Here is a 25,256-nt window from a genome sequence, read left to right as displayed (position 1 = left end):
CTACGCACCTCCGGCCCGGTCGCGTCATTGCAGCCTCACGATCGCGTTCTCCTGCAACGTGGTCGATGCGAGCATGGCGAAGAACGGCATCAGCGGCGCATAGCTGTAGGATGCCGAAATCGTCATGTAGGTGCCGGGCATGGTCGTATCCGCACAAGGCGTGCCGGGTGTTCCCGCGGTCAGGGTCGTGACCGGCGGCGTGTTTCCCTGGCCGGACTGCACGCAATGCGTGCTGGGTGCGCTGACCGTCACGGTCAGGTTGGCCAGGCTGCTGGACGCCAGGACCGCGTTCCTGACATCCGTCGGCGAAACCGAACCGTTGTTTCCCGACGCATTCTGTTCCATGGCGAAGGCATAATTCGCCCCCCCTTCGACGGCCGCCGCCATCGCGATCCGGTCCCACAAGGCCAGCGGAAAATCGCTGACCCCGGCAAGGATGATCAGGAGCAAGGGGGCAGTCAGGGCGAACTCCACGGCCGCCACGCCGGCCTGTGCATGTCCCCGGGCGCGGCCCGGTATCATTGCACCAGGCTCGCGACGCCGGAAAAGTCATAGATCGGCGTCATGCCGGAGGCCTGGCAATTGCTGTCGGAAAACTGGCCGCCTCCGTTGAAAGTTACGGTAGAGGCGACGATATACAGACAGTTCCCCGATGCGGAATTGCTGCCGTTGACGATCAGGTTCGCATTGGGGGCGTAAATCGAACCCGTCATATTGATGGCCGAACCGCCATTCAGTTGAAACGCGGAATTGGTCGAGCCGAACAATAATCCGGCCGTGCCCCCCGTGGCGGGAGCCGTCAGATTGACGTCGGCATTGCCGTTGATATTGACGTTGCCATTGGTGATGATCGTAACGCCCGTGCCGGTCAGCGTCACGTTTCCATTCACGTTGAAATCCCCGTTAATGTAGTAGATTCCAGGATTCAACGTATAGGTGCCCCCATTCAGCGACCATGAATAGGCGTCTCCGGCCGGTGGGGGATTGAGCGTGGTCTGGCCCTGCGGCAGTTGGATCGTCTTGGCCGGCAGGCTCAGTTGGTCTTTATAGAGGCTGGAATAGGGATCGCTCTCCTGCGGTGCGCCCTGCACGCAGGTAACCGCCGAACAGGTGGAATTTCCGTTCTGCGTGATCGTGCCGCCGGCGATCAGATTTGATACATTGACGCTGGGCGTGCCGTTGATGGTCAGAGACCCGTTGGTGCGCAGGTCGCATCCCGGCATCTGAAGCGACGCGTTTCCGTTCAAAACGGTAAAGCTGACGCTGGACAATGCGAGGACGCAGGCAACGGCGCCGTTGCTGCGTTGCGCCAGCTTCGCCACTGCCCGGGCCGACACCGGCTGGGTGGCCGAGGACAGGAACAAACCGCTGAACATCCGCGGCACGGCCTGGGTGATGGAAACGGTGATCGTGGACGGCGCGGCGAATGTCACCGTCGCGGCATAGGCGCCATATATGTCGGTCAGCGTATCGGTTCCGGCGCCGCCGCGCGTCCCGGCCGGCAGGCCATTCAGTTCGGCCACCGTCGCCGCGGTGCCGAGCGCGTCGGACACCTGCTGACTGACCCCGTAGCGCATCGCACCGGCCGCCGAGGCGAGATCGGCGGTACGCTGCAATTCCATGCGCGTCATCGCCCAGTAGCTGACGTCGATTCCCAGCCCCAGGATACCGATCAGCACCGGCAGCGCCAGCGCGACCAGCAGCGCGACCGCGCCACGTTGCGCCCCCGGGATCGGAAAGCCGCCACGGAACGCCGCGCCCCGCATGTTCAGGCCACCATGTTCAAGGCAGAATCGCGGGGGGCTGGAGGCCCGAATGCGCGTCGCGCGCCGCCGCATAGTCGGCCAGGGCCTGCGCCACTTGCCGCTGGCCCAGGTCCGCCGACAGGATGCGCGCGGCCTCGGCCCGCTGCCCCCCCATCGCGAGCACCGCCGCCAGGTCGTGGCGCAGCTTGCGCGACGCATTGGCATCCGCGCCATAAGGGCGCATCAGGCGTTCGGCATCCTCTACGTCGCCGCTCATCGCCAGAGAGAGCGCCAGATTGACCTGGGCGCCGATCATGTCCGGATCCGCCGCAAGCGCCAGGCGATAGGCCTGCTGCGCATCCAGGTGCCGGCGCAGCAGGTCACGGGCGACCCCCATATCGTTCAACGCCACCGCATTGCGCGGATCACGATCGGCCGCCGCCTGGAATGCGATTTCGGCCGCGGCGGGATCGTGGGCCAGCAGGCAGCGGCCCAGCCCGATCTGGGCCCCGACCAGGTGAGGCGCGCGCAGCAGCGCCGCGCGATAGACCCATTCCGCCTGGCCCAGTTGGCCCATCGCGGTCAATGCGTCTCCCTTGATCTGCAGCGCCTCGGCATTCTGCGGGTCTGTGCGCAGGATCGCTTCCGTTGCCTGCAGGGCGATCTGCGGCGCACCGCCGACCAGGGCGGCACGGGCCACGGTGACGCTGGTGCCCGAGGTCCCTGACGGGCCGGCCGCGCAGGCCCCCAGGAGCACGGTCCCCAGGCACGCGATCACTGCCGCGACGAAACCCGGCTTCATACCCGCACGCGATCCGCAAATGATAAACTGGTCATGATCGTCCATGATGGTGAAAGGAACGCGCGACCTGAATCCCGGCCGGGCCGCCGGCCACCAGGAAGACGCACGGCATGATGAAAAACAGCGTCGGCAAGGTCAGCAGGACACCCAGCCGCGCCGCGCCGGCCTCGTAACGGGTCAGCATCTCATGCCGCAATTCGGCCGACAGGCCGCGCAACGCGTCGGTGATCGGCGTACCATATTGCTGCGTCTGCAACAGGGTCGTCGCCAGGCGCCGCAACCCGTCCACCCCGGACCGGGCGCCCAGATTGCCCAGCACGACGCGCGTATCGGCGATGACGCTCAGTTCATTGGCGGTGCGGGCGAATTCGGCCGCGACGGCCGCATTGGCATGTTCCAGTTCCACGCTGACCTGGACGATCGCCGCCCCCAGCCCGACGCCGGCCTGGGTACAGATGACCATCACGTCCAGCGCATCGGGCAATCCGGCCTCGAGCTGCTTGAGATAGGCGTTGCGCCTGGCCCGCAGGATATAGTCCGGCGTCAGCAGTCCCGCGATCGCCAGCGCGGCCGGCAGCACGTGACGGAACAGGGCCGGCATCCCTGCAAGCCGCGGCAGGAACAGGAAACCGACCAGCGGCAGGCCGATCGCCAGCAGGATCTTGGCACCGATGAACAGGCTGACCGCGTTCGCACCCTGCGCCCCGGTCGAGGTCAGAGTCTCGCGCAGTTCGTCCAGCGTGCCGGTGGACAGCAATCCGCGCTTGACGATCACCTGTCCGATCGCCGAGACCAGCCGCACGGAGGAGGCCCGGAATTCGCGGATCCCGTCGGCCCCGGTCCTGGCGCCGGCCTTCCCGCCCCTGGGATCGCGCAGCCCGCGCATACGTGCCCGCAGGCGCCTCCGCTGCGCGAGCAGATGCGCCGCGGCGGCCAGGCAGGGCAGCATGGCGGCCATCAATCCGGCCAGGGCGAACAGCAGCGGGCGGTTCACGACAGCGTCCTGCGAATGATCGTGCGCATCACCAATATGCCCATCCCCAGGGACACGGCCGCGAAACCCAGCAGGACATGGCCTGCCGGATCGGTGAACAGGGTGCCGATATAAGACGGGTTCGTGACCCACAGGATCAACCCCAGCGCCACCGGCAGGATGCCCAGAACGGTCGCGCTGGCGCGCGCCTCGGACGCCAGGGCATGACCGCGCGCCTTCAGCGCCAGGCGCTTGCGAATGACATCCGCCAGGCCGTCGAGCGCGCCGCTCAACGACCCGCCCGTCTGGGCCTGCAAGGCCAGGGCGGTGGCGAAAAAACGATATTCCGGCAGGCCGGAACGCATCGCCATTTCGCGCAGGCTGTCTTCCATGGACATGCCGATCGAAATCTGCTCGGCCATGCGTGCGAATTCCGGACCGGTCGGTTCGGCGGCCTCACGCGCGACCGTCCGCATCGCCTCCATCACCGAAATCCCGACCCCGACCGAACGCACGATCATCGCCAGGGCATCGGGGAATTGCTGCAACTGCCGATTGCGGCGCTTGTCCATCATCCAGCCGAAGACGCTGCGGCACAGGAAGATCCAGACGCCGACCATCACCGGGAACCCCAGGATTCCAAGGAAGCCCACAACCATCGAAAACAGCGACGCGACAAGGATGAAGGCGCCGATCGGCACCATCCACCAGGGCACCTGGTATTGGTCGGCCCGGGCCATGTCGACCCCCAGCAGGTCGGCCAGCCGTTCCGCGATCGGACGCCTGGCGTGTGTCCGGGGCCGGAAGGCAGAGGGCTCGAGCGGGCGAACGACCCGATAGGGCACCGAGACGGCGGCCAGGCGCGCGTCGCGTCGCCGCGCCTGCCGCTGCATGCGCGACACCAGGATCCCGCTGACCACCATGCCCAGCAGCGACAGGCAGGACAGGACCAGCAGCCCCGCCAGCATCAGCCGTCCGCCTGTTCAAGGGCGGCGAACCATTCCCGCTCCAGCCCGAAATAGGCGAGGCGCTGCTGGCAGGCGGGCGGGACCCGGCTGACCTTGTAACGGCCGATCAACCTTCCGTCATGGCCTTCGCCCTGGATTTCAAAGCGAAACACGTCATTGAGGGTGATCACGTCGCCTTCCATGCCGCATATTTCGGTCACCTGGGTAATGCGGCGCCCGCCGTCACGCTGGCGTTCCACCTGGATGATCAGGTCCACCGCGCCCACGATCTGGGTACGGATCGCGCGTGACGGCAGGCCCATATTGCCCATCTGCACCATGTTCTCGATCCGCGTCAGCGCATCGCGGGTGGTGTTGGCATGCACCGTGGACATGCTGCCGTCATGACCGGTATTCATGGCCTGCAGCATGTCGAAGGCTTCGCCGCCACGGCACTCGCCGATGATGATCCGGTCGGGACGCATGCGGAGCGCGTTGCGCATCAGGTCGCGCTGGGCGATCTCGCCCCGCCCTTCGAGGTTCGCAGGGCGGGTTTCCAGGCGCACGACATGCGGCTGCTGCAACTGCAGTTCGGCCGCGTCCTCGACGGTGATGACGCGCTCGCCGGCATCGATCATCCGGGACAGCGCGTTCAGCAGCGTGGTCTTGCCCGACCCCGTGCCGCCGGAAACGATGATGTTCAACCTTGCCTTGGCCGCGGTCTGGAGCAGCCGCGCGACCGGAGGCGTCAGGGCGCCGAATTCGATGAGCCGGGCAAAATCGATGACCTTGCGGCCAAATTTCCGGATCGTCAGATAAGGCCCGTCCAGGGCCAGGGGAGAAAAGACGATGTTGACGCGCGAGCCGTCCGCCAGCCGCGCATCGGCCATCGGACTGGATTCATCGATGCGCCGCCCGACGGCCGAGGCGATGCGCTGGCATATGCTCGCCAGATGCGCCGTGTCGCGGAAACGGACCCCCGACAGGACCAGCCTGCCCCCATTCTCGATAAAGACCTTGTTCGGCCCGTTCACCATGATTTCGCTGACGGATTCGTTTTCCAGCAGCGGTTCCAGCGGCCCCAGGCCGAGCATGTCGAAGACCAGTTCCTCGGCCAGCGCCCGCTGTTCGCGGCTGTTCAACTGGATCCGCCGCTCGGTGGCGAGTTCCGAAATCAGATGTTCCAGGTCGGCGCGCAGCCGGTCCGGCGGCAGCACCGCGACGGCGGCGGGGTCCAGGCGGTCCAGGCAGGTGACCCGTAATTCGGCGATCATGGACGGCGGCACGCTCGGCGCCGATTCCGTGCCGGCAACGGGGCCCGCCGGGGCGGCGGCCGGGGCGGAATGGTCCGCCCTGGCGGTGGCGCCCTCGTCGGACCGACTGGCGCGCCGGCCGAATATGGGGGTCCCGAAATATGTCACGGGCGCCTCGCAAAAGGCAGCCACCGGCGCTTCGCGACATCGGTCGAAAGCATGCCGTGCCCGGTCGTGACGTCCAGCATCCCCACCGCATCGACCTGCCGCGCCAGATCCATCATCGCGGTACGAAAGGCGCCCCGGGCGGCGACCGCCGGCTCGCCCAGCGTCGCGGCGTTGCCGATCTGGCGCGGCAGGTCGGCAATGGTGATGTCGACGTTGGTCTTCAGCGCCTCTTCGACCTGGCCGCGGCTCAGCGCACCCGGGCGGCCCAGCCGGTTCAGCACCAGAACCGGGCGCTGCTTCTGCAGCGGCCCGGCCGGGACGTCCAGCAGGCGCAGCGTATCCCGCACCGACGCCAAGGTCGGTTCCAGCACCAGGACACGCTGATGCACCTGCGCCAGCAGGTCGCGATTCAGCGCGTTCGATACGAAGGGCACGTCGGCCACGACAAAATTATATCTCTGCCGCAGAACCCGCAGCAAAGCCTGCGCCGCCCCGGCGGCATAATCCAGTTCCGATGCGAAATCCATCTGGTCGGCCAGCACGTGCAGGCGTTCGGCGACCGGGCTGGTGGCCCGTTCGGCCAGCAGGACGTCGATTCTGTCCGGGGCTTCCAGCGCGCGCCGCAATCCGGACCCCACGCCGACATCCAGCAGGAACGCCGCCATTCCGCGATGCAGGTCCGAATCCAGCAACAGCGTGTGGCGATGCATGACCGCGCCGAACAGCCAGGCCAGATTGACGGCGACCGTGCTGGCGCCGACCCCGCCGCGCACGCCCGTGATCGTCACGCAGCGCCCGCCCAGATCCCGCTCGGGCAACTGCCCCCGCGTCAGGGGGCCGAATTGCCTTGCGATCTTCTCGCGCGTCAGCGGGCGCGGCAGGTATTCCGCAACCCCCAGCCCGCGCGTAACCTCGCGGTAGAAATCGGCGCTGTCCACCGAACCGATCAGCAGGACCGAGACATCCGGTTCCACCACCTGGGCCAGGTCGCGCAGGGCGCTGATCGGATGCTTCTCCTCGGCCAGGTCGATGATCAGGATCCGCGGGGTCGAATGCTTCTGCAGCGCCGCCATGGCCGTGCGCACGGTGCCGCGCCGGATATCGATCGCGGCGCCGACACTTTCGGTCAATCCGTCGCGCACCAGCGCCTCGGTGGCCGCGTCGGATACGTATCCCACCAGGAAAGGCCGGTCATGCCGGGCGACAACGGAGTCCGCGGGCTCGGGCTGGGCTTTTTCGACCGTGGCCATCATGGCTCAGTTTCCTCCGCCGCCGGACGGGCCCCCGCTTGATCCGCCGCCCGATCCACTGCCCGACGATCCGCTCACGCCGCCGGAAATGCCGTTGGTGGACGGCAACGCCTTGGGTTTGTCCAGCCTGATGCGTTCGACCGCCATAACCGGCGCCTGCGCATCGGGCGCCTCGCCGCCATGCCCTTCCCTCAGATCGCGCGGGTCGGCGACCATGGCGGCAAGATTGGCCGCGTTCGCGCCGGACGGATGCCATGCATAAGGCTTGTGATACGGATCCAACGTGCCACATCCGCCGACCAGCGGCAGGACGCATGACAGCAGGACGCACGAGAGCCCCCTGCGCGCCCGGAACAAGATTGTCGCGTTCATGGCCAGGTCCTCATTGAACGAAGAACCCGGCATCGCCTGGAATCTGCACGGGCTCGGCACGCTGTCGCGGCGCCACCTGGCGCATCAGCAGCAGACGTTCGATTTCAGTCGGGACGCCCGCCATGTCGGTCGGCGCGGCCAGGCGCGACCGGTTCGCCACCGGGCGGACGAGATAAGGCGTGACCAGGATCACCAGTTCGGTTTCCTGCCGGTTGAAGTTCGTCGAACGAAACAGCGCCCCCAACAGGGGCACGTCACCGGCGCCGGGAATGCCGTTGCTTGAATCGGTGGTCGAATCCTCCAGCAGGCCGGCGATGGCCAATGTCTCGCCGCTGCCCATCTCGACGGTCGTTTCGGCCCGCCGGACAGTCAGGGCCGGAATGACCGACGTCGATCCGGACGTCGTGACCGACACCGCGTTCTGGTTGCTCAACTGGCTGATTTCCGGGGCGACATGCAGGTTGATGCGTCCATTGCTGAAGACGGTCGGCAAAAAGGTCAGGCTGACGCCATAATCCTTGAAGGCGACCGAAATGGCGCCGGCCTGTTGCGCCATCGGGATGGGATATTGCCCACCCACCTGGAAGCTGGCGCTTTGTCCGCTCATGACCGTCAGATTGGGCTCGGCCAGCATCCGGACCAGGTTGTCCTGCGACAGCGCGTCGATGACGCCATTGACGTTGCTGCCCAGGCAGAACGGATTGCGCGTCGCGACGCAGGCAGCGCTGCTGCCGTTCACATTCAGGGTCAGGGCTGGAAAACTGCCGACCTTGCCGATATTGCCGACCGCCTGCCAGTTGATTCCCAACTGACGCACCACGTTGCGGTCCATCTCCGCGATCCGGACGCTCAGCGTCACCTGGGTCGCCGAGCGGATGGACAGACGGTTGCGCAGCCCCTGCCCTTCGGCCAGATATCCCCGGGCGATCTCTTCGGCCAGCGCCGCATCTTCCGGCGAGGCCACCGAACCGCTGAGCGTCAGGCCACGCGCGTCGGTCTGGACCGTGATGTGGCTGCCCGGCATCTGCCGGGCGATCCGGAGCTCGGCCTGCGCGGCCCCGTAACTTGACGGCAGGACGTCGATCGTGAATTGCGCGATCGTGTGCCCCTCGGCATCGGTTGCCATGACCGACGTCCGGCCGATCATCATGCCGTAGAGGAACATGCTGGTCGCGCTGGCCGGCCGTATCTGCGCGACCTTGGGATCGACCACGAAAATCTTCGCCGCCGGTCTTGGCAACGTGACCATGTGGCCGGCGCCGACCTCGAGACTGACCGCGCGCTCCCGGGCCGGGCCGGCTTCGTCGCGATGCGCCGCCGCGGCCGGGCCGGGCGCGACGGCCGGCAGGCAGGTCGCGACCGCAATCCGCACCAGGGCGCCGGCCAGGCGGGATTTCCCGAACATCAGTAGTGGATCTCCTTTCCGTCCGCTCCCCCCTGGTAAAGGGTCAGGGAGCGACCGTCCGCCGGATCGGATGCGTGGTCGTCATGCAATATGGCGGAAACGTCGCCGGCCCACGCCGCCGGCGGAGCCGGCTGGGGCACGGGCCCGACCTGGGCGGAGCGAACCGAAAGCGACAGGCGCCCCAGATGGACCGCCACCGACACACGCTCGGCATCGTCAGGCGTGACTTCGAGTGTCACGGTGCGGGCCTGCGGCTCGTTGCTGGCCGACGCGCCCTGCACCAGCCGGCGATCGATCGCGATCACGCGGACATTCGACAGCACGGTTTCCGCGGCCACGCGATGTTCGGCCGGCAACGAGCCGGCAAATGCCTGCGTCAGGATCAGATCGACATGATCGCCAGGCCAGATCAGGCCCGCTGTCCCGGTAATCGCGTCCACGCCGACCGTGACCGCGCGCATGCCCGGCTGCAGCGCCGCAGCGAGAAAGCCGCGATCGCCCGGCCGCAGCAGGTCGGTCGAACGAAGGATTGCCTGCGCCCCGACGCCGTGCAGCAGCATCGCACCCGCCAGCGCCTCACGCCCCTCGGCACTGTCCTGCGTCACGTCGGCGCCCTCCTTGCCCTGCGGCACCCGAATCGCAATGATATCCTCGGGCTTCAGCAAGTTCCCCGCATCCAGAGGACGCGCGGCCGCCAGGATCTGCAGGGTCGGGGGCGCCGCCGGCCGGGCGGTCGCCGGCGGCCGGGTGGCGATCCATGCAACGGTCCCGAATCCACCCAGGCCGACAGCCATCAGAATGAAGAAAATCAGCCGAAACATGATCAGTCACGCCCTACAGGAGAACGATAACGCTTCCGACTGCGATGGCGCACACATAGGGAAGCGGGCATCCGCGATGGAGCCGCCAGCGCTCGATTCGCAACACCCGCGCGATTCGCCCCCGTGGTATCGCGCCGCCGCCCCGTTCGGCGACAAAGGTCCGGGCCATGAGATAAAGGACAGCCAGAACGCCGCCCGCCAAAGTCACGGCAAGAACCAGGTCCGGGATCTGCCGAGGCTGAATCGCCAGACCGACCGCCCCGAGCAGCTTGACGTCCGCACCGCCCATCCAGCCGCGCGACCAGCAGGCAAAGCCCAGGCAAAACAGGATTCCCCCCGATATCAATCCCGCCAGCGCGTGATGCCGGATGATCGCAAGGGAAATACTTGACAGCGCGACAAGCGATACAAGCCAATCGGGAATCAACCGCACCGCAATATCACGAAGAGCTGCCCACAGCAGGAGGAGAGCGAAGCCCGCACCCACCCCCTGCGCCAGACATGCCTCCATGTCACACAACATAAAATCGCGTCTGAATACGGTTCTGTTCCACCGCAGAGAACAATATCAGCTTGTGACTTTATTGCTGATGGCAGAAAAGACGCCGCTCAGATTGGTACCCAATGTTGTCAGCGCGCCGATCGCGACCACCGCCACAAGCGCGGCGATCAGGCCATATTCAAGCATGGTCACGCCACGCCGATCATGCTTCAGACTCAGCAGCGTCTGCAGATACTGCATCATTACTTGACACTTTCCTTGTTTATATAAACACAAAAGCCCTTGATTCAAAGGACATCGGGAACGCACGCCCCGCAATGTGCGTGTTAAGCAATCATTAACAACCTAGCGCGAAGCTTTAAGGCTGTCCATATGGTCACCCTGGAAAAACAGGGAAAACTTTTCCTGGTCCCCCTCATTCCGCCCCGGGCCGCCGGCCGATGCCGGCTCCGCCGCCGCAAGCGGTGCTCCAGAGCTTTCCAAATTTAAGATTTTGTGACAGCGCCACACCGGCAACAGGCACAATATTCCTTTCCACAAGAATTCCGACCCACAATCAGTCCGGTCCCACAAATCCAGCTTTATTCATTTCTTTTTCAAAATCATATACCATATTCCTGCTACTTCTGGTACGGATCATTCCTGAATGTTATTATTTCAAAATGATACAGCCAACGCGAACCTTATGGTCCTCCGTTTTTCCTGAACGCGGCATCTGTTCAGACGCGATTGATACCGTGGCCGGCCAAGCCTAGCTTTCTCCCGACACCCGAGTGCCGGAGATCATCCATGGGCATGCTCGTTGAAGGACAATGGCGTGATGTCTGGTACGACACGTCGTCGACCGGCGGTCGATTCGTCCGCACAGACGCCGCCTTTCGCAACTGGATCACCGCGGATGGGCGTCCCGGCCCGTCGGGCGGCGGGGGCTTCGTGGCCGAGGCCGGACGCTACCATCTCTATGTCTCCCTTGCCTGTCCCTGGGCGCACCGCACGCTGATCATGCGCGCCTTCAAGGGGCTGGAAGGGATGATTTCCGTGTCGGTCGTCCATTGGCTGATGCTGGAGCACGGCTGGACCTTCGCCGCGGCGCCGGGCGTGGTGCCCGATCCGCTTTTCGGCGCGGCCTTTCTGCACCAGATCTATACCGTCGCCGCGCCCCGCTATAGCGGACGCGTCACGGTGCCCGTCCTGTGGGACAAGGCACGCGGGACGATCGTCAGCAATGAATCGTCCGAGATCATCCGGATGTTCAACAGCGCCTTCGACGGGATCGGCGCGGCACCTGGCGATTTCTATCCGCAGGCGCTGCGTCCCGAGATCGATCGGATCAATGCCCGCATCTATGACACGGTCAATAACGGCGTATACAAAAGCGGTTTCGCAACCACCCAGTCAGCCTATGACGACGCGATCCTGCCGCTGTTCGACACGCTGGACTGGCTGGAGGCACGATTGTCGGGGCAGCGCTGGCTGGTCGGGCCGACCATGACCGAGGCCGATATCCGCCTGTTCACCACGCTCATCCGCTTCGATGCCGTCTATGTCGGCCATTTCAAGACCAATCTGCGCCGGATCGCGGATTATCCGCATCTTTCGGCGTATCTGCGCGACATGTACCAGACCCCCGGGGTCGCCGGCACGGTGAATTTCACGCACATCAAGAACCATTATTACCAGAGCCACCGATCGATAAATCCTCACGGCGTGGTCCCGGCGGGACCGGCGCTGGATCTGGACAGCCCGCCAAACCGCGCAGCGCTCGGCTGAATATCCGGCGATACGGGTGGGGATCGGTACAAGGCGCCTTCCGTCGGCCATGCGGCGACGCATGCGGGCTGCCGCCTTTCCGCGCTTCGGATAAAAAACGGAAACAAATACTTTCTTTCATTTTTGTTTTTGCACCCCGGCACCTGGGATAACACGTCCTCAGACGCCAATCGCCACCGTCCGGCGCCGTTCCGTCAGGAGAAGAGAAATGACCAAGGTTCTTGTTCTTTATTATTCGACATATGGCCATATGGAGACGATGGCCGAGGCAGTTGCCGAAGGAGCCCGGGCAGCGGGAGCGCAAGCCGATATCAAGCGCGTACCCGAGACCGTGCCGGAGGACATCGCCCGCGCGAACCATTTCAAGCTGGACCAGGCCGCGCCGGTCGCGACTCCCGCCGATCTCGAAGCCTATGACGCCATCATCGTCGGTGCGCCGACCCGCTTCGGGCGCATGGCGTCGCAGATGGCTGCCTTCTGGGACCAGACCGGCAGCTTGTGGTTCAAGGGCGCGCTGATCGGCAAGGTCGGCGCGGCGTTCACCTCGACGGCGACACAGCATGGGGGGCAGGAGACCACCCTGTTCTCGATCATCACCAACCTGCTGCATCATGGGATGGTCATCAGCGGACTGCCCTATAATTTCCAGGGCCAGATGCGCCTGGATGAGATCACCGGCGGTGCACCCTATGGCGCGACCACCATCGCCGCCGGCGATGGTTCCCGCGCGGTCAGTGCCAACGAACGCGATGGCGCGCATTTCCTCGGCCAGCGTGTCGCTCAGCTTGCCGCCAAGCTTGCAGACTGATTTCCCCCTTCCCTCCAGAATGCGAGAAAGACCCGCCATGACCATCCTGACAGCACGTGACGGCACGGAAATCTATTACAAGGACTGGGGCACGGGACAGCCGGTCCTGTTCAGCCATGGCTGGCCGCTCAGCGCCGACATGTGGGACCATCAGATGCTGCATCTGGCCCAGAACGGCTATCGCGCCATCGCCTTCGACCGGCGGGGCTTCGGCCGGTCGAGCCAGCCCTGGACCGGCTATGATTACGACACCTTTGCCGACGATATCGCCCAACTGATCGACCATCTGGACCTGCGGGACATCGTCCTGGTGGGCTTCTCGATGGGGGGCGGAGACATCGTGCGCTATATCACCCGCCACGGCGACAGCCGGGTTTCCAAGCTGGTCCTGATCAGTGCGGTCACGCCCTTCTTCATCAGGACCGACGACCATCCCGACGGCGTGCCGGCGGAAATATTCGACGCCATCCGTGCCGAAATCACCAACGACCGCGCGCAATTCCTGGATGACTTCAACACGATCTTCTACGGCACCAACCGACCGGACAGCACCGTATCCAAAGGCGTGCTGACCCAGACGCTGCAGATTGCGCTGCAGGCCTCGATCAAGGGTACCATCGACTGCGTCACCGCGTTCTCGGAAACCGATTTCCGGAAGGAAATGGCCGATATCCGCGTGCCGACCCTGATCATCCATGGCGACGACGATCAGACGGTGCCGCTTGCCCCCACCGCCGCGCTGGCGGCCAGGATCGTGCCGGGCGCGCAGTTCAAGGTCTATCCCGGCGCGCCGCACGCGACCTGCACGACGCATAAGGACCTGGTCAACCAGGACCTGCTGGCCTTCATCCGCAGATAAGGCAATCGCCAGTCATCGGGCTTGCGCCGCGTGACCCATGGGTCGCGCGGCGCTTGGCGTTTCTGGGGCCGGAAATCCATGGCATTCGATCATGCATCTTTTGGAATCAATGTATTTCCGTCATTTCCATTTAAACGATGATCGCCGCGATCTATCTCTTCCCCTGTAGCAGGCCGATACGGCCGGGAGGCATCACATGATAGACGTCAGATCATTCGACAGCCTGGGCGGGGCCGATCATGGCTGGCTGAAGGCGAAACATCATTTCTCCTTCGCGGAATATCGCGACCCCGAGCGCGTGCATTGGGGCAATCTGCGGGTCTGGAACGACGACACCATCGCGCCGGGCACGGGCTTCCCCGCCCATCCGCACCGCGACATGGAAATCATCACCTATGTCCGCAAGGGCGCGATCACCCACCAGGACAATCTGGGCAACAAGGGCCGCACCGAGGCCGGCGACGTGCAGGTGATGTCCGCCGGTACCGGCATCACGCACAGCGAATACAACCTGGAGCCGGGCGAGACCCAGATCTTCCAGATCTGGATCATCCCCACCGGGCACGGCAAGGCGCCAAGCTGGGGCGCGCGTCCGTTCCCCAGGGAGAACCGGGCCGGTCATTTCGTCACCCTGGCTTCGGGCTATGACAGCGATGCCGACGCGCTGCCGATCCGCACCGACGCCCGCGTTCTGGGCGCGACGCTGAAGGCCGGCCAGACCGCCGAGTATGTCCTGGGCACCGAACGCTTCGCCTATCTGGTGCCCGCCACGGGCGCGGTCGAGATCGACGGCGTGCGGGTCAATGCCCGCGACGGCGCCGCAATCTCAAAAACCGATACCCTGCGCGTCACCGCCCTGGAGGACGCCGAAATCGTCCTGGTCGACGCCGCCTGACCGGCCATCTGAAGGACCCTGCCTGAAGGGCCAAGACCATCGCCGCGCAGGCAACGCCGCGGCGATGGTCAGCCATGGCCGAGACGTCCTTCGACCATGCATAGATCAAGCCACCCTATATCAAGCCACTCGGGGAACGCCGTCATCCATGAGCCACGCACCGACCTTATCGCCGTCGATCCTGTCCGTTCCGATCGGACGGGCCGTCACGTTCGCGATGGCCGCCGCCGCGGGGATCGCGGTCGCCAATATCTATTATAACCAGCCGATGCTTGGCGTCATCGAAAACGCCTTCCCGTCCTCCGGGGCGCCCGCGCTGATTCCCACCGCCACGCAGCTCGGATACGCATTCGGTCTTGTATTGCTGGTGCCGCTGGGCGATCTGCTGGATCGCCGTCGCCTGATCGTCGCGCAGTTTATCGCCCTGGCCACGGTCCTGATCGTTTCCGCCATGGCCCCCACGGCGGGGCTGCTTGTCGTGGCTTCGGCCTTGCTGGGGGCGGCCGCCACGGTCGCCCAGCAGATCGTCCCCTTCGCCGCGTCGCTGGCGACGCCCGAACAGCGCGGCCGCACCGTCGGAACGGTCATGAGCGGATTGCTGTCCGGCATATTGCTCAGCCGCACATTGGCGGGGTTTGTCGCCGCGCATTTCGGCTGGCGCCAGATGTTCTGGCTGGGGGTGCCGATGGCCCTGGTCGCGGCCGGCCTCATGCTCGTCGTCCTCCCCCGCAAGCATCCGCAGGCGGATATCGGGTATGGGTTTGCGTTGAAATCTCTCTTTCATCTCTGGCGGGACGAACCCGTATTGCGGCGGGCCACGGCCGCACAAGCGGCACTTTTCGCGTCCTTTACCGCATTCTGGACCATTCTTGCCCTGCACCTGCAGGAACCCGCCTTTCACATGGGTCCCGATATCGCCGGTCTGTTCGGAATTGTCGGGGCCGTCGGCGTCTTCGCCGCGCCGCTTGCCGGGCGCGTCGCCGATCGCCACGGCCCCCACTGGGCCATTTCGGCCGGCGCCCTGCTGACCGTGCTGGCATGGCTGATCTTCGGCCTGTGGAACGGCCTGCCGGGTCTTGTCGTCGGCGTCATCATGCTCGACCTGGGGGTTCAGGGCGCCCTGGTCTCGCACCAGCATGTCGTTTTCGCCCTGCATCCGCAGGCGCGCAGCCGCCTGAACACGATCTTCATGACCGGCATGTTCCTCGGCGGCGCCATCGGTTCGGCGGTGGCCACCTGGGCCTGGCACATGGGAGGATGGGGCGCCGTCACCATTCTGGGAACCGTCGCCGCGCTGCTGGCCATCCTGGTACGGATGGGCGCGCATTCCAATTCCGTCAGGTGAGTTGCCCAGCCCGTCAAAGGGCGCGGCATTCCAGCATCACCGCGCTCTGTGGCCAGAGATTCGGCATGACGACGCCGATCTGGCTCATCAGCAGTGCCACCGCCATGTGCAGCCTCCCTTCGGCGATGGCACGTTGCGCCGCCGTCAGGTGTGGGTCCATGGCCGATGGCATGCCGTTCGGAGCCGGCGCGCCGAGGCGGTAGCCGCATCCCGGATCAAGACCAGGCAGACGGGTCGGTGCGGCATCTTGCGCGGTGGACGTCGTGTCCCGAACCAGCAGGTAGACGGCGTGACGCCGATCCTCGGACACGATGCCGAAATCGTCATGATCGCATTTCCACGAAATATGCGCCGGTCATTGAGCCCAGCCACGACGCGCGGCCGGGCTTGAAAATATTCAGAAACCGGCGGAAATGCTCCCCGCGATGGAGAACGGAGCCTGGATATAGTACGAGGCGCCACCATCGATGCCGGCGCCATTCACGCCGGAGAGATAATGCGAATTCGCAAGGTTGGAGACGTTGAGCTGAATCTGCGGAGTCTTGAGCACGCCGAAATTGTTCATGCGATAACCGACGGTGATCGAATCGGCGATGTAAGAGGGGATCTTTTCAGTGTTCATGAAGTCGCCGTACTGGGAGCCGACATATTTCAGGTTCAGGTTGCCGAAGAGATGCCCGTCATCGTAATCCAGACCGAGCGTCCCCATGGCGTGGGGGCTGCCGGGCGCGACATTGCCGCGCGTGTTCCAGTATGTTGTGATTCCGGTTGCCGCGTTGCTGGACTGGATCAGATTATTGTCCACCCGCGCATGCAGATACTCGAACGACAAATATGGCCGCAGGTGGTAGAGGATCGGCCGGGTGCCGAGCTGGATGTCGACGCCCCGCGTGGTCTGGCCGCCCGCGTTGCCCGAGACGCTCCGCTGTCCGCCGAATTGGTCGTAGACCGTATAGCCATATTGGCGGTTGGTGAAATTATAGTTGAAGAAGGCAACGTCCGCGACCAGCCATGATCCGTTATAACGGTATCCCAGCTCTTCCTCGATCGAATATTCCGGCTTCTGCAGTGATGCGATCTGCGTCAGGTTGCCCGACGTATCATACTGGGTGACCAGCGAATTCGCATTCGGCATACGAAAATTCGTCGCACCCGTGACATAGACCTGATGATGCTGATTGAAGCGATAGCTCGCCGCCACCTGCGGCAGTGGTTCGTTGACATTGCCCCTGGTGTGGAATGGCGCACCGGGCTGCTCATTCGTGACCAGCCGCGACATCATCGCGTCCTTGAACCCGGCCTCCAGCAGCAGGTGGTCCCGCAGCAGATGCAGACGGTCCCCGACATAGAGCATGTTGATCTCGGTCGTGACGTGATAATGATAGGCGTCGTAATACTGACCATTGCTCATCAGGTAGCGATAGCTGTTATCATTGCCCCAGACGTTCAACGGGTCTCCATTTTGCTGATATTCGACCGGATGCTGGTTGTCCTGGTCGGACCATTCATACCACCAGCCGCCCGTCAGTTCGTTGATTCCGGTCTTGAGCGTGGCGCGCAGGTTATTGCCGGCGCGGTTTTCGGTGATCGTATAGGGATTATAGACAAGCTGGGCCGGCCCGGCATAGGAGACGCCGGCGACGGTCACCGGGGTGTTGCCGAAATAGGTCTGGCCGCCCGCGCCCCCGATCATGCCGGCGCTGCCGCCGCCGCCATTGCCGGCCCACAGATAAGCCGTGTCATCGATACTGAGAGTCCGGGATAGCCGGATATGCGTCGGCAGAGAAACGACGACGTTGTTGAACGGATTCCGATGGAATTTGTAATACATTCCTGGATTGTTCGAATCCAGTCGCCCGTCGTAGTTGCACCCGAATCCACAATTGTTCCAACCCGCCAGGCTGACGCCGTTATCGAGCTGGTTGATCTGGTTGTTCCAGGCCACGACCAGTCCGGTATGGCTGCCGCCGGCGAAATCCTTGACGAGCTTGAAATCGACGTGGCGCTTGATATAGCCGCCGGGCCCGCGCCAATCGTCCCCCAATGCATGCGAAAAGGAGACGAAGGCCCGCACGCCGCTCTGTCCGATCTCACCCGTGTCGAACCGTGCGAACTGTCTGTACGTATTGTAATTGCCGAATGCGGCATCGACATAGCCGCCCATCGCGGCAGCCGGGTCGCGCATGTTCATGCTGACCAGGCCACCCGAGGCGGCGACGGTCGGCGTATCGAAATTGGCCGACCCGGGCTGCACGGACATCTGTTCCAAGTTTTCGGCATCGATGACTTCGTTGGCGTACATCGTGCCGCCGCCGATATCGTTCAGCGGCACGCCCTCCATCAGCCATCCGATCTGGTCGGATGTCATGCCGCGCACCGTGACCGTACCGCCACCGAAGCCGAACGGATCGGCATTTTGCACGTTCGCGCCGGGCAGCATCGCCATCAACTGGATCGGGTTCGATGTCGGGCTTTGCTTGGCGATGTAATCGCGCGACAAGGTCTGCACAGTCTTGGGCGCCGTCTCGACACGCATGATTCCGCCGCCGACCGCCGTCCGCGTCACGCCGCCCGGGGTCACATGCGCAGAAACCTGGATCTCTTCACCATGGGGAGCGGCGCCGGCTTTCGTCGTGGCTTTCGCGGGGTCGTGCTGCGGCGAGACGGTCTGCGCGAAGGCAGCCTGTCCGGCGATCGCCGAGGACGCGAGCACCGTCCCTGAAAGAAGTGCAAGAACCGAGATACGCATCTTATACACACCCTTCACTGCATACGAGTTTTCTGGAACGAGAGAATCTCCGTGCGTAACGTTCTCTGGATTGCGGCCCGCGTTACGTCACGAGAACGAGATGACCTTACCGCTCTATATTTCGAAATCGCAACCATTTTTCTGACCAAACGATCAGTTTTTTGATCCGCTGGAGGGTCCACGCGGGAGAGCACAGCGGGGCTGCGCCGCGTCCCCGGCACCATGGATGCGCTGCGAAGGCGGAAGGATAACCGGCCAACACCCCTGTCCGGTGGACCGGCCATCCTCGATCGGATCGGCGATGCCTGCTTCCCGGCAGGCACCTATACGAAGCGCGTGCCCCTCAGCCGGCCTCCGCCGGGGCGAGGCGGGCGGGGTTGTTCGGATGATCGGGCCAGGTCAAGACCTCATCGACCGGCTGGGGCACCATTGTGATGCAGTGATCCACCGGGCAAACATGCGCGCACAGATTGCACCCTACGCACTCGGCGTCGATCACTTCATAGCGCCGCTCGTCGCCGGCGCCGGTCCTGGCGATCGCCTGGTGGGAGGTGTCCTCGCAGGCGATGTGGCACAAGCCGCATTTGATGCAGGCATCCTGGTCGATCTCGGCGAGCGTCTTGAATTTCAGGTTCAACTGGTTCCAGTTGACGAAATTCGGCACGGCACGCCCCGTCACGTCGGCGATCGTCGCAAAGCCCTTGTCGTCCATCCAGTTGGACAGGCCGTCGATCATATCCTCGACGATACGAAAGCCGTAATGCATGGCTGCGGTACAGACCTGGAGCGTGCTGGCCCCCATGACCAGGAATTCCGCAGCGTCACGCCAGTTCGAAATGCCGCCGATACCCGAAATCGGCAGCACGGACGTCTCCGGGGTGCGGGCGATCTCGCCCAGCATGCGCAGCGCGATCGGCTTGACGGCCGGCCCGCAATACCCGCCATGGGTGCCCAGCCCGCCCACCACCGGCATCGGCGCCATCGCGTCGAGATCGACCGCGACAATGGACTGGATCGTATTGATCAGCGACACCGCATCCGCACCGCCTTGCAGGGCCGCGCGCGCAGGCATCAAAATGTTGGTGATGTTGGGGGTCAGTTTCACGATGGTCGGCATGCGGGTGTTCTGCTTGACCCAGCGCGTGACCATCTCGACATATTCGGGCACCTGGCCCACCGCCGAGCCCATGTTGCGTTCCGACATGCCGTGCGGACAGCCGAAATTGAGTTCGATGCCGTCCGCGCCGGTCTCTTCCACCAGCGGCAGGATGCGCTTCCAGCTTTCCTCGACACAGGGCACCATCAGGCTTACGACGATGGCACGGTCGGGATAGTCGCGTTTGACCGATTTGATTTCGGCCAGATTCACCGCCAGGGGGCGGTCGGTGATCAGTTCGATATTATTCAGGCCGACCAGGCGGTCGCCATTATAGTTGAACGCGCCGTAGCGGCTGCTGACATTGACCACCGGCGGGTCCTCGCCCAGCGTCTTCCACACCACGCCGCCCCATCCCGCCTCCAGGGCCCGGCGGACGTTGTACTCCTTGTCGGTGGGCGGAGCCGAGGCCAGCCAGAACGGGTTGGGCGAGCGAATACCGGCCAGGTTGCTGCGGAGATCGGCCATCGTTCAGGCTCCTGCTGCGCCGATCAGGTCGGCATGAATGGTTTCCGCCGCATTGCGGCCATCGCGGACCGCCGCGACCGTCAGATCCTCGCCCGGCGTGCAGTCCCCGCCGGCATAGACACCGTCACGGGATGTGCGCCCGTGCGCATCGACCATGATGCGACCGTTCGCGACGTCGATCCAATCCTCATCCAGTGGATCGGGCAGGAAGAGCTGACCGACCGCTTTCAGCACCATGTCGGCCGCCAGCGTGAATTCGCCCAGCGCATAGGCGGGCTTGCCATCGACCAGGTGGCCGCGGGCAAAGGTGACCGAACCGACCGCGCCATTCGTCCCTTCGATCCGGGCGGGCGCAGCCCAATAGCGGATGGCGACGTTGTTCGTCTGCGCCCATTCCTGCTCGACAGGCGTTGCCGACATGGTGTCCGCGCCCCGCCGATAAACCAGCGTCACCTCCTCCGCCCCCAGGCGCTTGGCCTGCACGGCGGCATCCACCGCCGTATTGCCGCCACCGATCACGACCACGCGGCGCCCGACAGGCACGTCGCCCCTGGAGGGGGACCGGCGTACCGCCTCGATGAAATCGACGGCGTTCAGCACGCCGTCCAGTTGCTCGCCCGCAATGCCGAGCGCCCGTACGCCGGCCTGGCCGATCCCGAGGAAGACCGCGTCATAGGCCGCCACCAGCGCGGCCAGGGTGAAGTCGCGCCCCAGGACCTTGCCGGCTTCGATCGTGATGCCGCCGATCGCGGTCACGAAATCGATTTCCCGCTGGGCGAAATCATCCGGAAGCTTATAGGCGGCGATGCCATATTCGTTCAGCCCCCCAGCCTTCGGCCGGGCGTCGAAGACCGTGACGTCATGCCCATGCATGGCCAGGCGATGCGCGCACGCCAAGCCGGCCGGCCCCGCCCCCACGACGGCGACATGCCTGCCGGTCGCCGCCGCGCGCGAGAATGGCTGCCCCCGATGCGTCATCTGCCAATCGGTGGCGTGGCGCTGCAGGGCGCCGATCGCGATCGGCTTTTCCTCTTGAGCATTCCGCACGCAGGCGTGCTCACACAGGATTTCGGTGGGACAGACACGGGCGCAGGATCCGCCCAGAATATTCGATTCCAGAATCGTCCGCGCCGAACCGGCGAGATTGCCCGATGCGATTTTCTTGATGAACCCCGGAATGTCGATGCCCGTGGGGCAGGCCTCGATGCAAGGTGCGTCATAACAGAAATAGCACCGGTCCGCCTCGATAACCGCCTGGTTATCGGTCAGCGGCGGATGCGCATCGGCAAAATTGCGCGCAAGCTCCTCGGGCGAAAGGCGGCTTGCGGCGATGTCAGGGGCCTGATCCACGACGAGAACTCTCCACCATGTACGTCACGATCAGGATGACAGAGTTGGTATCCGTTCCGCAACAAATAACTTGACCATTCAGTCAGAAAAGACCGGATTCTGATCCACTCCATTTTTGTCGGAAATTTTTTGAACATATTTTAATCATTTAGCGTATATTTTAATCATCCAGATCGCCCCCGTCTGCAAGCCTGCCGTCACGGTTTCAACCGGCGCAGTTTATTCCCATCATCCGCCTCTGGGGACGCTTTATGATCGGCGATCGTTGCTGACGGACTTTTTGTCGTCGCATCCCCTGAAACCGACGCAGACTTCCCTCCTGACCGGAATTCGGAGAGAGGACCATGCGACACGACGGACGACAGCGCTCCCGTGTGGGGGACCATATCGACGCAGCCGGATCTGTTCGGCGACAAGAGAGCCGATCCACCCTGTCCGAACCTGACCTGGAATGCCCCCCCCCAGCAGGCGCGGAACGATTTGCAGTCGATGGCGGCCCGCCTGATCTTCGATCACGTGTGCGGTCGCAGACCCAGCGCCGTTCAGGAGGCCCGAGATGAGCCGTGACAAGATCAGCCCACGCCATCTGGAGCGCAGGGCAATTCTGTATATGCGGCAATTATCCGCGCACCAAGTTATCGGCATATACAACGCGGCGCGCACCGGTAGCGTGAAAGTGAGGATCGTCAGAACTTCAGCGATGTCTTGACGTAATACATGCCGCCATTGAAGCCGTAAGGGGAATTCCCCGCGTAGATGAAGGAATTCTGCAGGGCGGCACGGGAGGCGGAATTGGCCCTGGCCGGGTAATGGTTGCCAAGGTTGTAGGCACCGACGGCGACATGCCAGCGCTTGAGGACATCATAGCCCAGTTCGAGATTCGTGATGTAGGACGGGCCGGCATAAGTCCATTGGGCCTGCGTCAGAGAGGGTGAGGCGACCCAGGTATAAGACCCGAACCGCTGTTCCTGCACGCGAACGGAATACGGCCCCTTGCTCCAGACGACCGTCAGGTTTTCGATGTTCTTCGGCGCCGAATGGATCAGATATTCCTTGTTCGTCCGGTTGAACGTGCTGAGCCCCAGATTGGCCAGGATCGGAGGCGTCGCGTTGTAGTGGCTGATTTCCGTGTCCGCTATGTTGACGCCCAGGCGGAACTGGAAGGTCCCGGCCCTCCCCGCATGCCACGTATAGGCCGTGGTGATGTCACCGCCGTTCGTCGTCGTGTTGACCGGGTTACCGTAATAGGACGCATACAGCACGCCCGGCAGTCCGGCGGACGCCAGCATGTTTTCGATATTCGTCCCACCAAACTGCGACGTGTTGAACAGACGGTCATTGATCGCAATACGATACAGATTGGCCGTCAGCGTCCAGTCCGGCAGCAGGATCGCATCCATACCGATGCTGAAGCTGCGTGACTGCTCGCCTTTCAGATGGGACGCGCCGAGGACTTTGGCCCAAGGCGAATTCACCGGCAACTGGGCCGTCCGGTAAGTCGGATAGGTCGTTTCGGCAAAGAACGCTTCCTCGGCCAGGGTCGGCGGGCGGTAGCCCGTGTTCACGTTGGCACGCAAGGCGAAATTCTTGCTGAAATTATAGCGGGTACCGATTGATCCCGTCGCCGCGGCGCCTTCGTCGCTGTATCCGACGGCGTGGCCCCCGAATGTCCATTCCCAGTTCTTGGTCGCGTACAGGTCGACATTCAACGATCCGTCATAGATGTTGCGCGCCAGCGTGCCGGCAGCGGCGGTGGGAACGCCGAATTTGTCGACAGCCCCGGCCGAAACGGCAACACCGCGGTCGGGACCATCCAGCACCGGCACGCCGCCATCGAGGACCGATGCCGCATCGCCCGCATTCACCTGATACGTATCGCGCCGGTATTCAAAGCCATAGGACACGTTGATCGGGCGCGGCAGCAGGGCGGTGTGGAAGAATTTGGTCGATTTCAATCCCACCGACAGCTCGGACGAAATGAACTGGCCAGTATAGAACGTCGTCGGGCTGGCAAGACCCATGGTGGGGTTGTCGGTGTTGGTGATCCAGTTGCTCATCTGGTCGCGCCCATAATTCACATAGGCGTCCCACTGCATGCCCAGGAAATCGGACGAACGAACTCCATCATTGACCTGGAAATCGTTCTCCGTTCCCAGCCACAGCGGTTCCATGCCATCCGGGTGCAGGGCACGTACGACATTATCATTGGACGGCGCGCGATATGTTTCCGTCTCGGTGACGTTCTTATGCGCGTAGGTCGAGGTATTGTAGAATTCGAATTTCGGCGTAATCGGATACGCCATGTTGATGCTGCCGGCTTCCAACAGGGTCCGCGGCGTTCCAGCCAGACGCTGGACGTCGCGGCTGACCGTGTTGTTCAGTGGATTTCCGCTGAAATAGAGATTGCCCGGATAATCGCCGGAGCGGTTCGTGGCGAGCTGGTTGGTGATCTGCGCCGCGAAATTCATATAGCCACCGGAATGTCCCAGGCGTATGCCGTAATTGGCATTGCCGTCGAAAGACTGGCCGTCGCCCACATAATAGCCGCTGTTCTGCAGGTTCAGCGTCCCGCCATGTGTATCCTGCTTCAGCACGATGTTGACGGCACCGGCCTCCGCGTCCTGGCCGTACAGGGCCGTGGCGCCCTCGGTGACGATCTCCACATGATCGATCGCGCTCATAGGGATCAGCGACAGATCCGCGGGATCCGTGCCGTAGTTCGGACCAGCTTGATAATAATTGAAATTGGCATCGACATGGCGACGCTTGCCGTTGACCAGCATCAGGGTCTGGTCGGCGCCGAGATTACGCAGTTGCATCGTCTTGTTGAAGCCGTTGCCGCCGATGCCGCCGAAGGGCGACGACGTCACCGCCGGCGAAAGCTGGGCGATCGCGGCCAGAATGTTGGTCTGCCCGGTTTCACGCAATTGTTCGGAACTGTAGCGAAAAACCTGGACGGTGCTGTGTTCCCGCATCGACGACGACAGGACGGAATTGCCGGGTACGGCGACGGCCTGAACTGTAATGGCCTCGCTCTGCGCCCTGATTGCAGCCGCACGACGGGTGGCGACCGGCCCATGCGTGGCGGCCGGCTCTGCGGCCCGCATGGTGGAAGAGGCCGGGGACGAAGCCACCTTCTTCCGCGGGGCGGCGGCCTGCGTCTGTGTCCGCGCCTGCGCCGCGTATCCCGACAGGGCGATCATGACCCATACCGCGCATGATGCGGTGTACCCGCTCCGACCTCGCATACCTGCCCGGCATAGTTTCAGCATATGACTCTCCAGCGCTTTTCTGTATCCCATACCGGGACGAACATGATTGGCCCCGTACGACCGTCCAGCAGACCTCGTCCGCATGGTCATAAAACATTCTTTATAAATAACGATTGTCTCGATGTGACGGCCGATGGAAGCGAGCGCTCCACATCCGGTTTCCTGCTCCGGCGCCAATTTTCGATTCGATATTGAAAATCAAGCACCTATTACAAGAACGGACAAGACAGAATTCAGAAATAAACGTGATCGCTTTTATCTATCATCCCGTTCCGATACCGCCCCACATCCTGCCTCCATTCCCGTCCACGAGGCCGGACAGGCAGATCGCATCGGCACCGCTTTC

22 protein-coding genes are annotated in these 25,256 nt (G+C 63.6%); 5 read left to right on the top strand and 17 right to left on the bottom strand.

The window, feature by feature from the left end:
• Positions 1-24 precede the first annotated feature (24 nt).
• From QN315_RS19275 to QN315_RS19220, 12 genes are read right to left on the bottom strand one after another with little or no spacing between them, the layout of a single operon-like run.
• On the bottom strand, positions 25-522 hold the full coding sequence (locus QN315_RS19275) for a TadE/TadG family type IV pilus assembly protein (protein WP_408904558.1): 498 nt from the start codon (positions 520-522) through the stop codon (positions 25-27).
• A complete protein-coding gene (locus tag QN315_RS19270) occupies positions 519-1,766 on the bottom strand; it encodes a pilus assembly protein TadG-related protein (protein WP_323990952.1) in 1,248 nt (415 codons plus the stop codon). Before QN315_RS19270 ends, QN315_RS19275 begins: the two co-directional genes overlap by 4 nt.
• Before the next feature lie 16 nt (positions 1,767-1,782).
• Positions 1,783-2,547: a hypothetical protein gene (locus QN315_RS19265; RefSeq protein ID WP_323990950.1), complete on the bottom strand. Its 765-nt coding sequence runs from the start codon at positions 2,545-2,547 to the stop codon at positions 1,783-1,785.
• Between the two features lie 31 nt (positions 2,548-2,578).
• Positions 2,579-3,541, bottom strand: coding sequence for a type II secretion system F family protein (locus QN315_RS19260; RefSeq protein WP_176639856.1), 963 nt, complete (start codon positions 3,539-3,541; stop codon positions 2,579-2,581).
• Positions 3,538-4,488 (bottom strand): type II secretion system F family protein, encoded by a 951-nt coding sequence (locus tag QN315_RS19255; RefSeq protein ID WP_323990949.1) that lies wholly within the window; start codon positions 4,486-4,488, stop codon positions 3,538-3,540. Before QN315_RS19255 ends, QN315_RS19260 begins: the two co-directional genes overlap by 4 nt.
• Entirely contained in the window at positions 4,488-5,888 is a 1,401-nt protein-coding gene (locus QN315_RS19250; RefSeq protein ID WP_323990948.1) for a CpaF family protein, read from the bottom strand. Before QN315_RS19250 ends, QN315_RS19255 begins: the two co-directional genes overlap by 1 nt.
• Positions 5,885-7,141 carry a cellulose synthase operon protein YhjQ/BcsQ gene (locus QN315_RS19245; RefSeq protein ID WP_323990947.1) on the bottom strand — a complete coding sequence of 419 codons (1,257 nt, stop codon included), beginning with the start codon at positions 7,139-7,141 and terminating at the stop codon, positions 5,885-5,887. The genes QN315_RS19250 and QN315_RS19245 overlap by 4 nt, the downstream gene beginning before the upstream one ends.
• A gap of 3 nt (positions 7,142-7,144) precedes the next feature.
• Positions 7,145-7,510 carry a hypothetical protein gene (locus QN315_RS19240; RefSeq protein ID WP_323990945.1) on the bottom strand — a complete coding sequence of 122 codons (366 nt, stop codon included), beginning with the start codon at positions 7,508-7,510 and terminating at the stop codon, positions 7,145-7,147.
• Between the two features lie 10 nt (positions 7,511-7,520).
• Positions 7,521-8,915 (bottom strand): type II and III secretion system protein family protein, encoded by a 1,395-nt coding sequence (locus QN315_RS19235; protein WP_323990944.1) that lies wholly within the window; start codon positions 8,913-8,915, stop codon positions 7,521-7,523.
• Entirely contained in the window at positions 8,915-9,736 is an 822-nt protein-coding gene (cpaB, locus tag QN315_RS19230) for a Flp pilus assembly protein CpaB (protein WP_323990943.1), read from the bottom strand. The genes QN315_RS19235 and cpaB overlap by 1 nt, the downstream gene beginning before the upstream one ends.
• 13 nt (positions 9,737-9,749) lie before the next feature.
• Positions 9,750-10,247 (bottom strand): prepilin peptidase, encoded by a 498-nt coding sequence (locus tag QN315_RS19225; RefSeq protein WP_323990942.1) that lies wholly within the window; start codon positions 10,245-10,247, stop codon positions 9,750-9,752.
• Positions 10,248-10,304: 57 nt separating this feature from the next.
• Entirely contained in the window at positions 10,305-10,481 is a 177-nt protein-coding gene (locus tag QN315_RS19220) for a Flp family type IVb pilin (RefSeq protein WP_323990941.1), read from the bottom strand.
• 546 nt (positions 10,482-11,027) lie between these two features.
• Between QN315_RS19220 and QN315_RS19215 the strand changes: the two genes are divergently transcribed.
• From QN315_RS19215 to QN315_RS19195, 5 genes are all read left to right on the top strand, one after another.
• Positions 11,028-12,008: a glutathione S-transferase family protein gene (locus QN315_RS19215; protein ID WP_323990940.1), complete on the top strand. Its 981-nt coding sequence runs from the start codon at positions 11,028-11,030 to the stop codon at positions 12,006-12,008.
• Positions 12,009-12,216: 208 nt separating this feature from the next.
• The gene (wrbA, locus tag QN315_RS19210) at positions 12,217-12,816 is read left to right on the top strand and encodes an NAD(P)H:quinone oxidoreductase (protein WP_323990939.1); all 600 of its coding nucleotides are present in this window, start codon (positions 12,217-12,219) and stop codon (positions 12,814-12,816) included.
• A gap of 37 nt (positions 12,817-12,853) precedes the next feature.
• The gene (locus QN315_RS19205) at positions 12,854-13,675 is read left to right on the top strand and encodes an alpha/beta hydrolase (RefSeq protein ID WP_323990938.1); all 822 of its coding nucleotides are present in this window, start codon (positions 12,854-12,856) and stop codon (positions 13,673-13,675) included.
• 196 nt (positions 13,676-13,871) lie between these two features.
• Positions 13,872-14,570, top strand: a complete 699-nt coding sequence (locus QN315_RS19200) for a pirin family protein (protein WP_176639009.1) — start codon at positions 13,872-13,874, stop codon at positions 14,568-14,570.
• A gap of 148 nt (positions 14,571-14,718) precedes the next feature.
• A complete protein-coding gene (locus QN315_RS19195; protein WP_323990937.1) occupies positions 14,719-15,915 on the top strand; it encodes an MFS transporter in 1,197 nt (398 codons plus the stop codon).
• 13 nt (positions 15,916-15,928) lie between these two features.
• Here QN315_RS19195 and QN315_RS19190 read toward each other — a convergent pair whose 3' ends face one another.
• From QN315_RS19190 to QN315_RS19170, 5 genes are all read right to left on the bottom strand, one after another.
• Positions 15,929-16,225, bottom strand: a complete 297-nt coding sequence (locus QN315_RS19190) for a hypothetical protein (protein ID WP_323990936.1) — start codon at positions 16,223-16,225, stop codon at positions 15,929-15,931.
• 87 nt (positions 16,226-16,312) lie between these two features.
• Complete coding sequence (locus QN315_RS19185; protein WP_323990935.1) at positions 16,313-18,664, bottom strand: TonB-dependent receptor domain-containing protein; 2,352 nt, start codon at positions 18,662-18,664, stop codon at positions 16,313-16,315.
• 343 nt (positions 18,665-19,007) lie between these two features.
• Positions 19,008-20,288 (bottom strand): NAD-dependent dihydropyrimidine dehydrogenase subunit PreA, encoded by a 1,281-nt coding sequence (preA, locus tag QN315_RS19180; protein ID WP_176639013.1) that lies wholly within the window; start codon positions 20,286-20,288, stop codon positions 19,008-19,010.
• Positions 20,289-20,291: 3 nt separating this feature from the next.
• On the bottom strand, positions 20,292-21,638 hold the full coding sequence (locus QN315_RS19175) for an NAD(P)-dependent oxidoreductase (RefSeq protein ID WP_323990934.1): 1,347 nt from the start codon (positions 21,636-21,638) through the stop codon (positions 20,292-20,294).
• 686 nt (positions 21,639-22,324) lie between these two features.
• Entirely contained in the window at positions 22,325-24,841 is a 2,517-nt protein-coding gene (locus QN315_RS19170) for a TonB-dependent receptor domain-containing protein (protein ID WP_323990933.1), read from the bottom strand.
• Between the last annotated feature and the right edge of the window lie 415 nt (positions 24,842-25,256).

This window comes from Nguyenibacter sp. L1, from assembly GCF_035199985.1.
GTDB classification, from domain to species: Bacteria; Pseudomonadota; Alphaproteobacteria; order Acetobacterales; family Acetobacteraceae; genus Gluconacetobacter; species Gluconacetobacter vanlangensis.
This window is presented reverse-complemented; position numbering and strand designations above follow the sequence as displayed.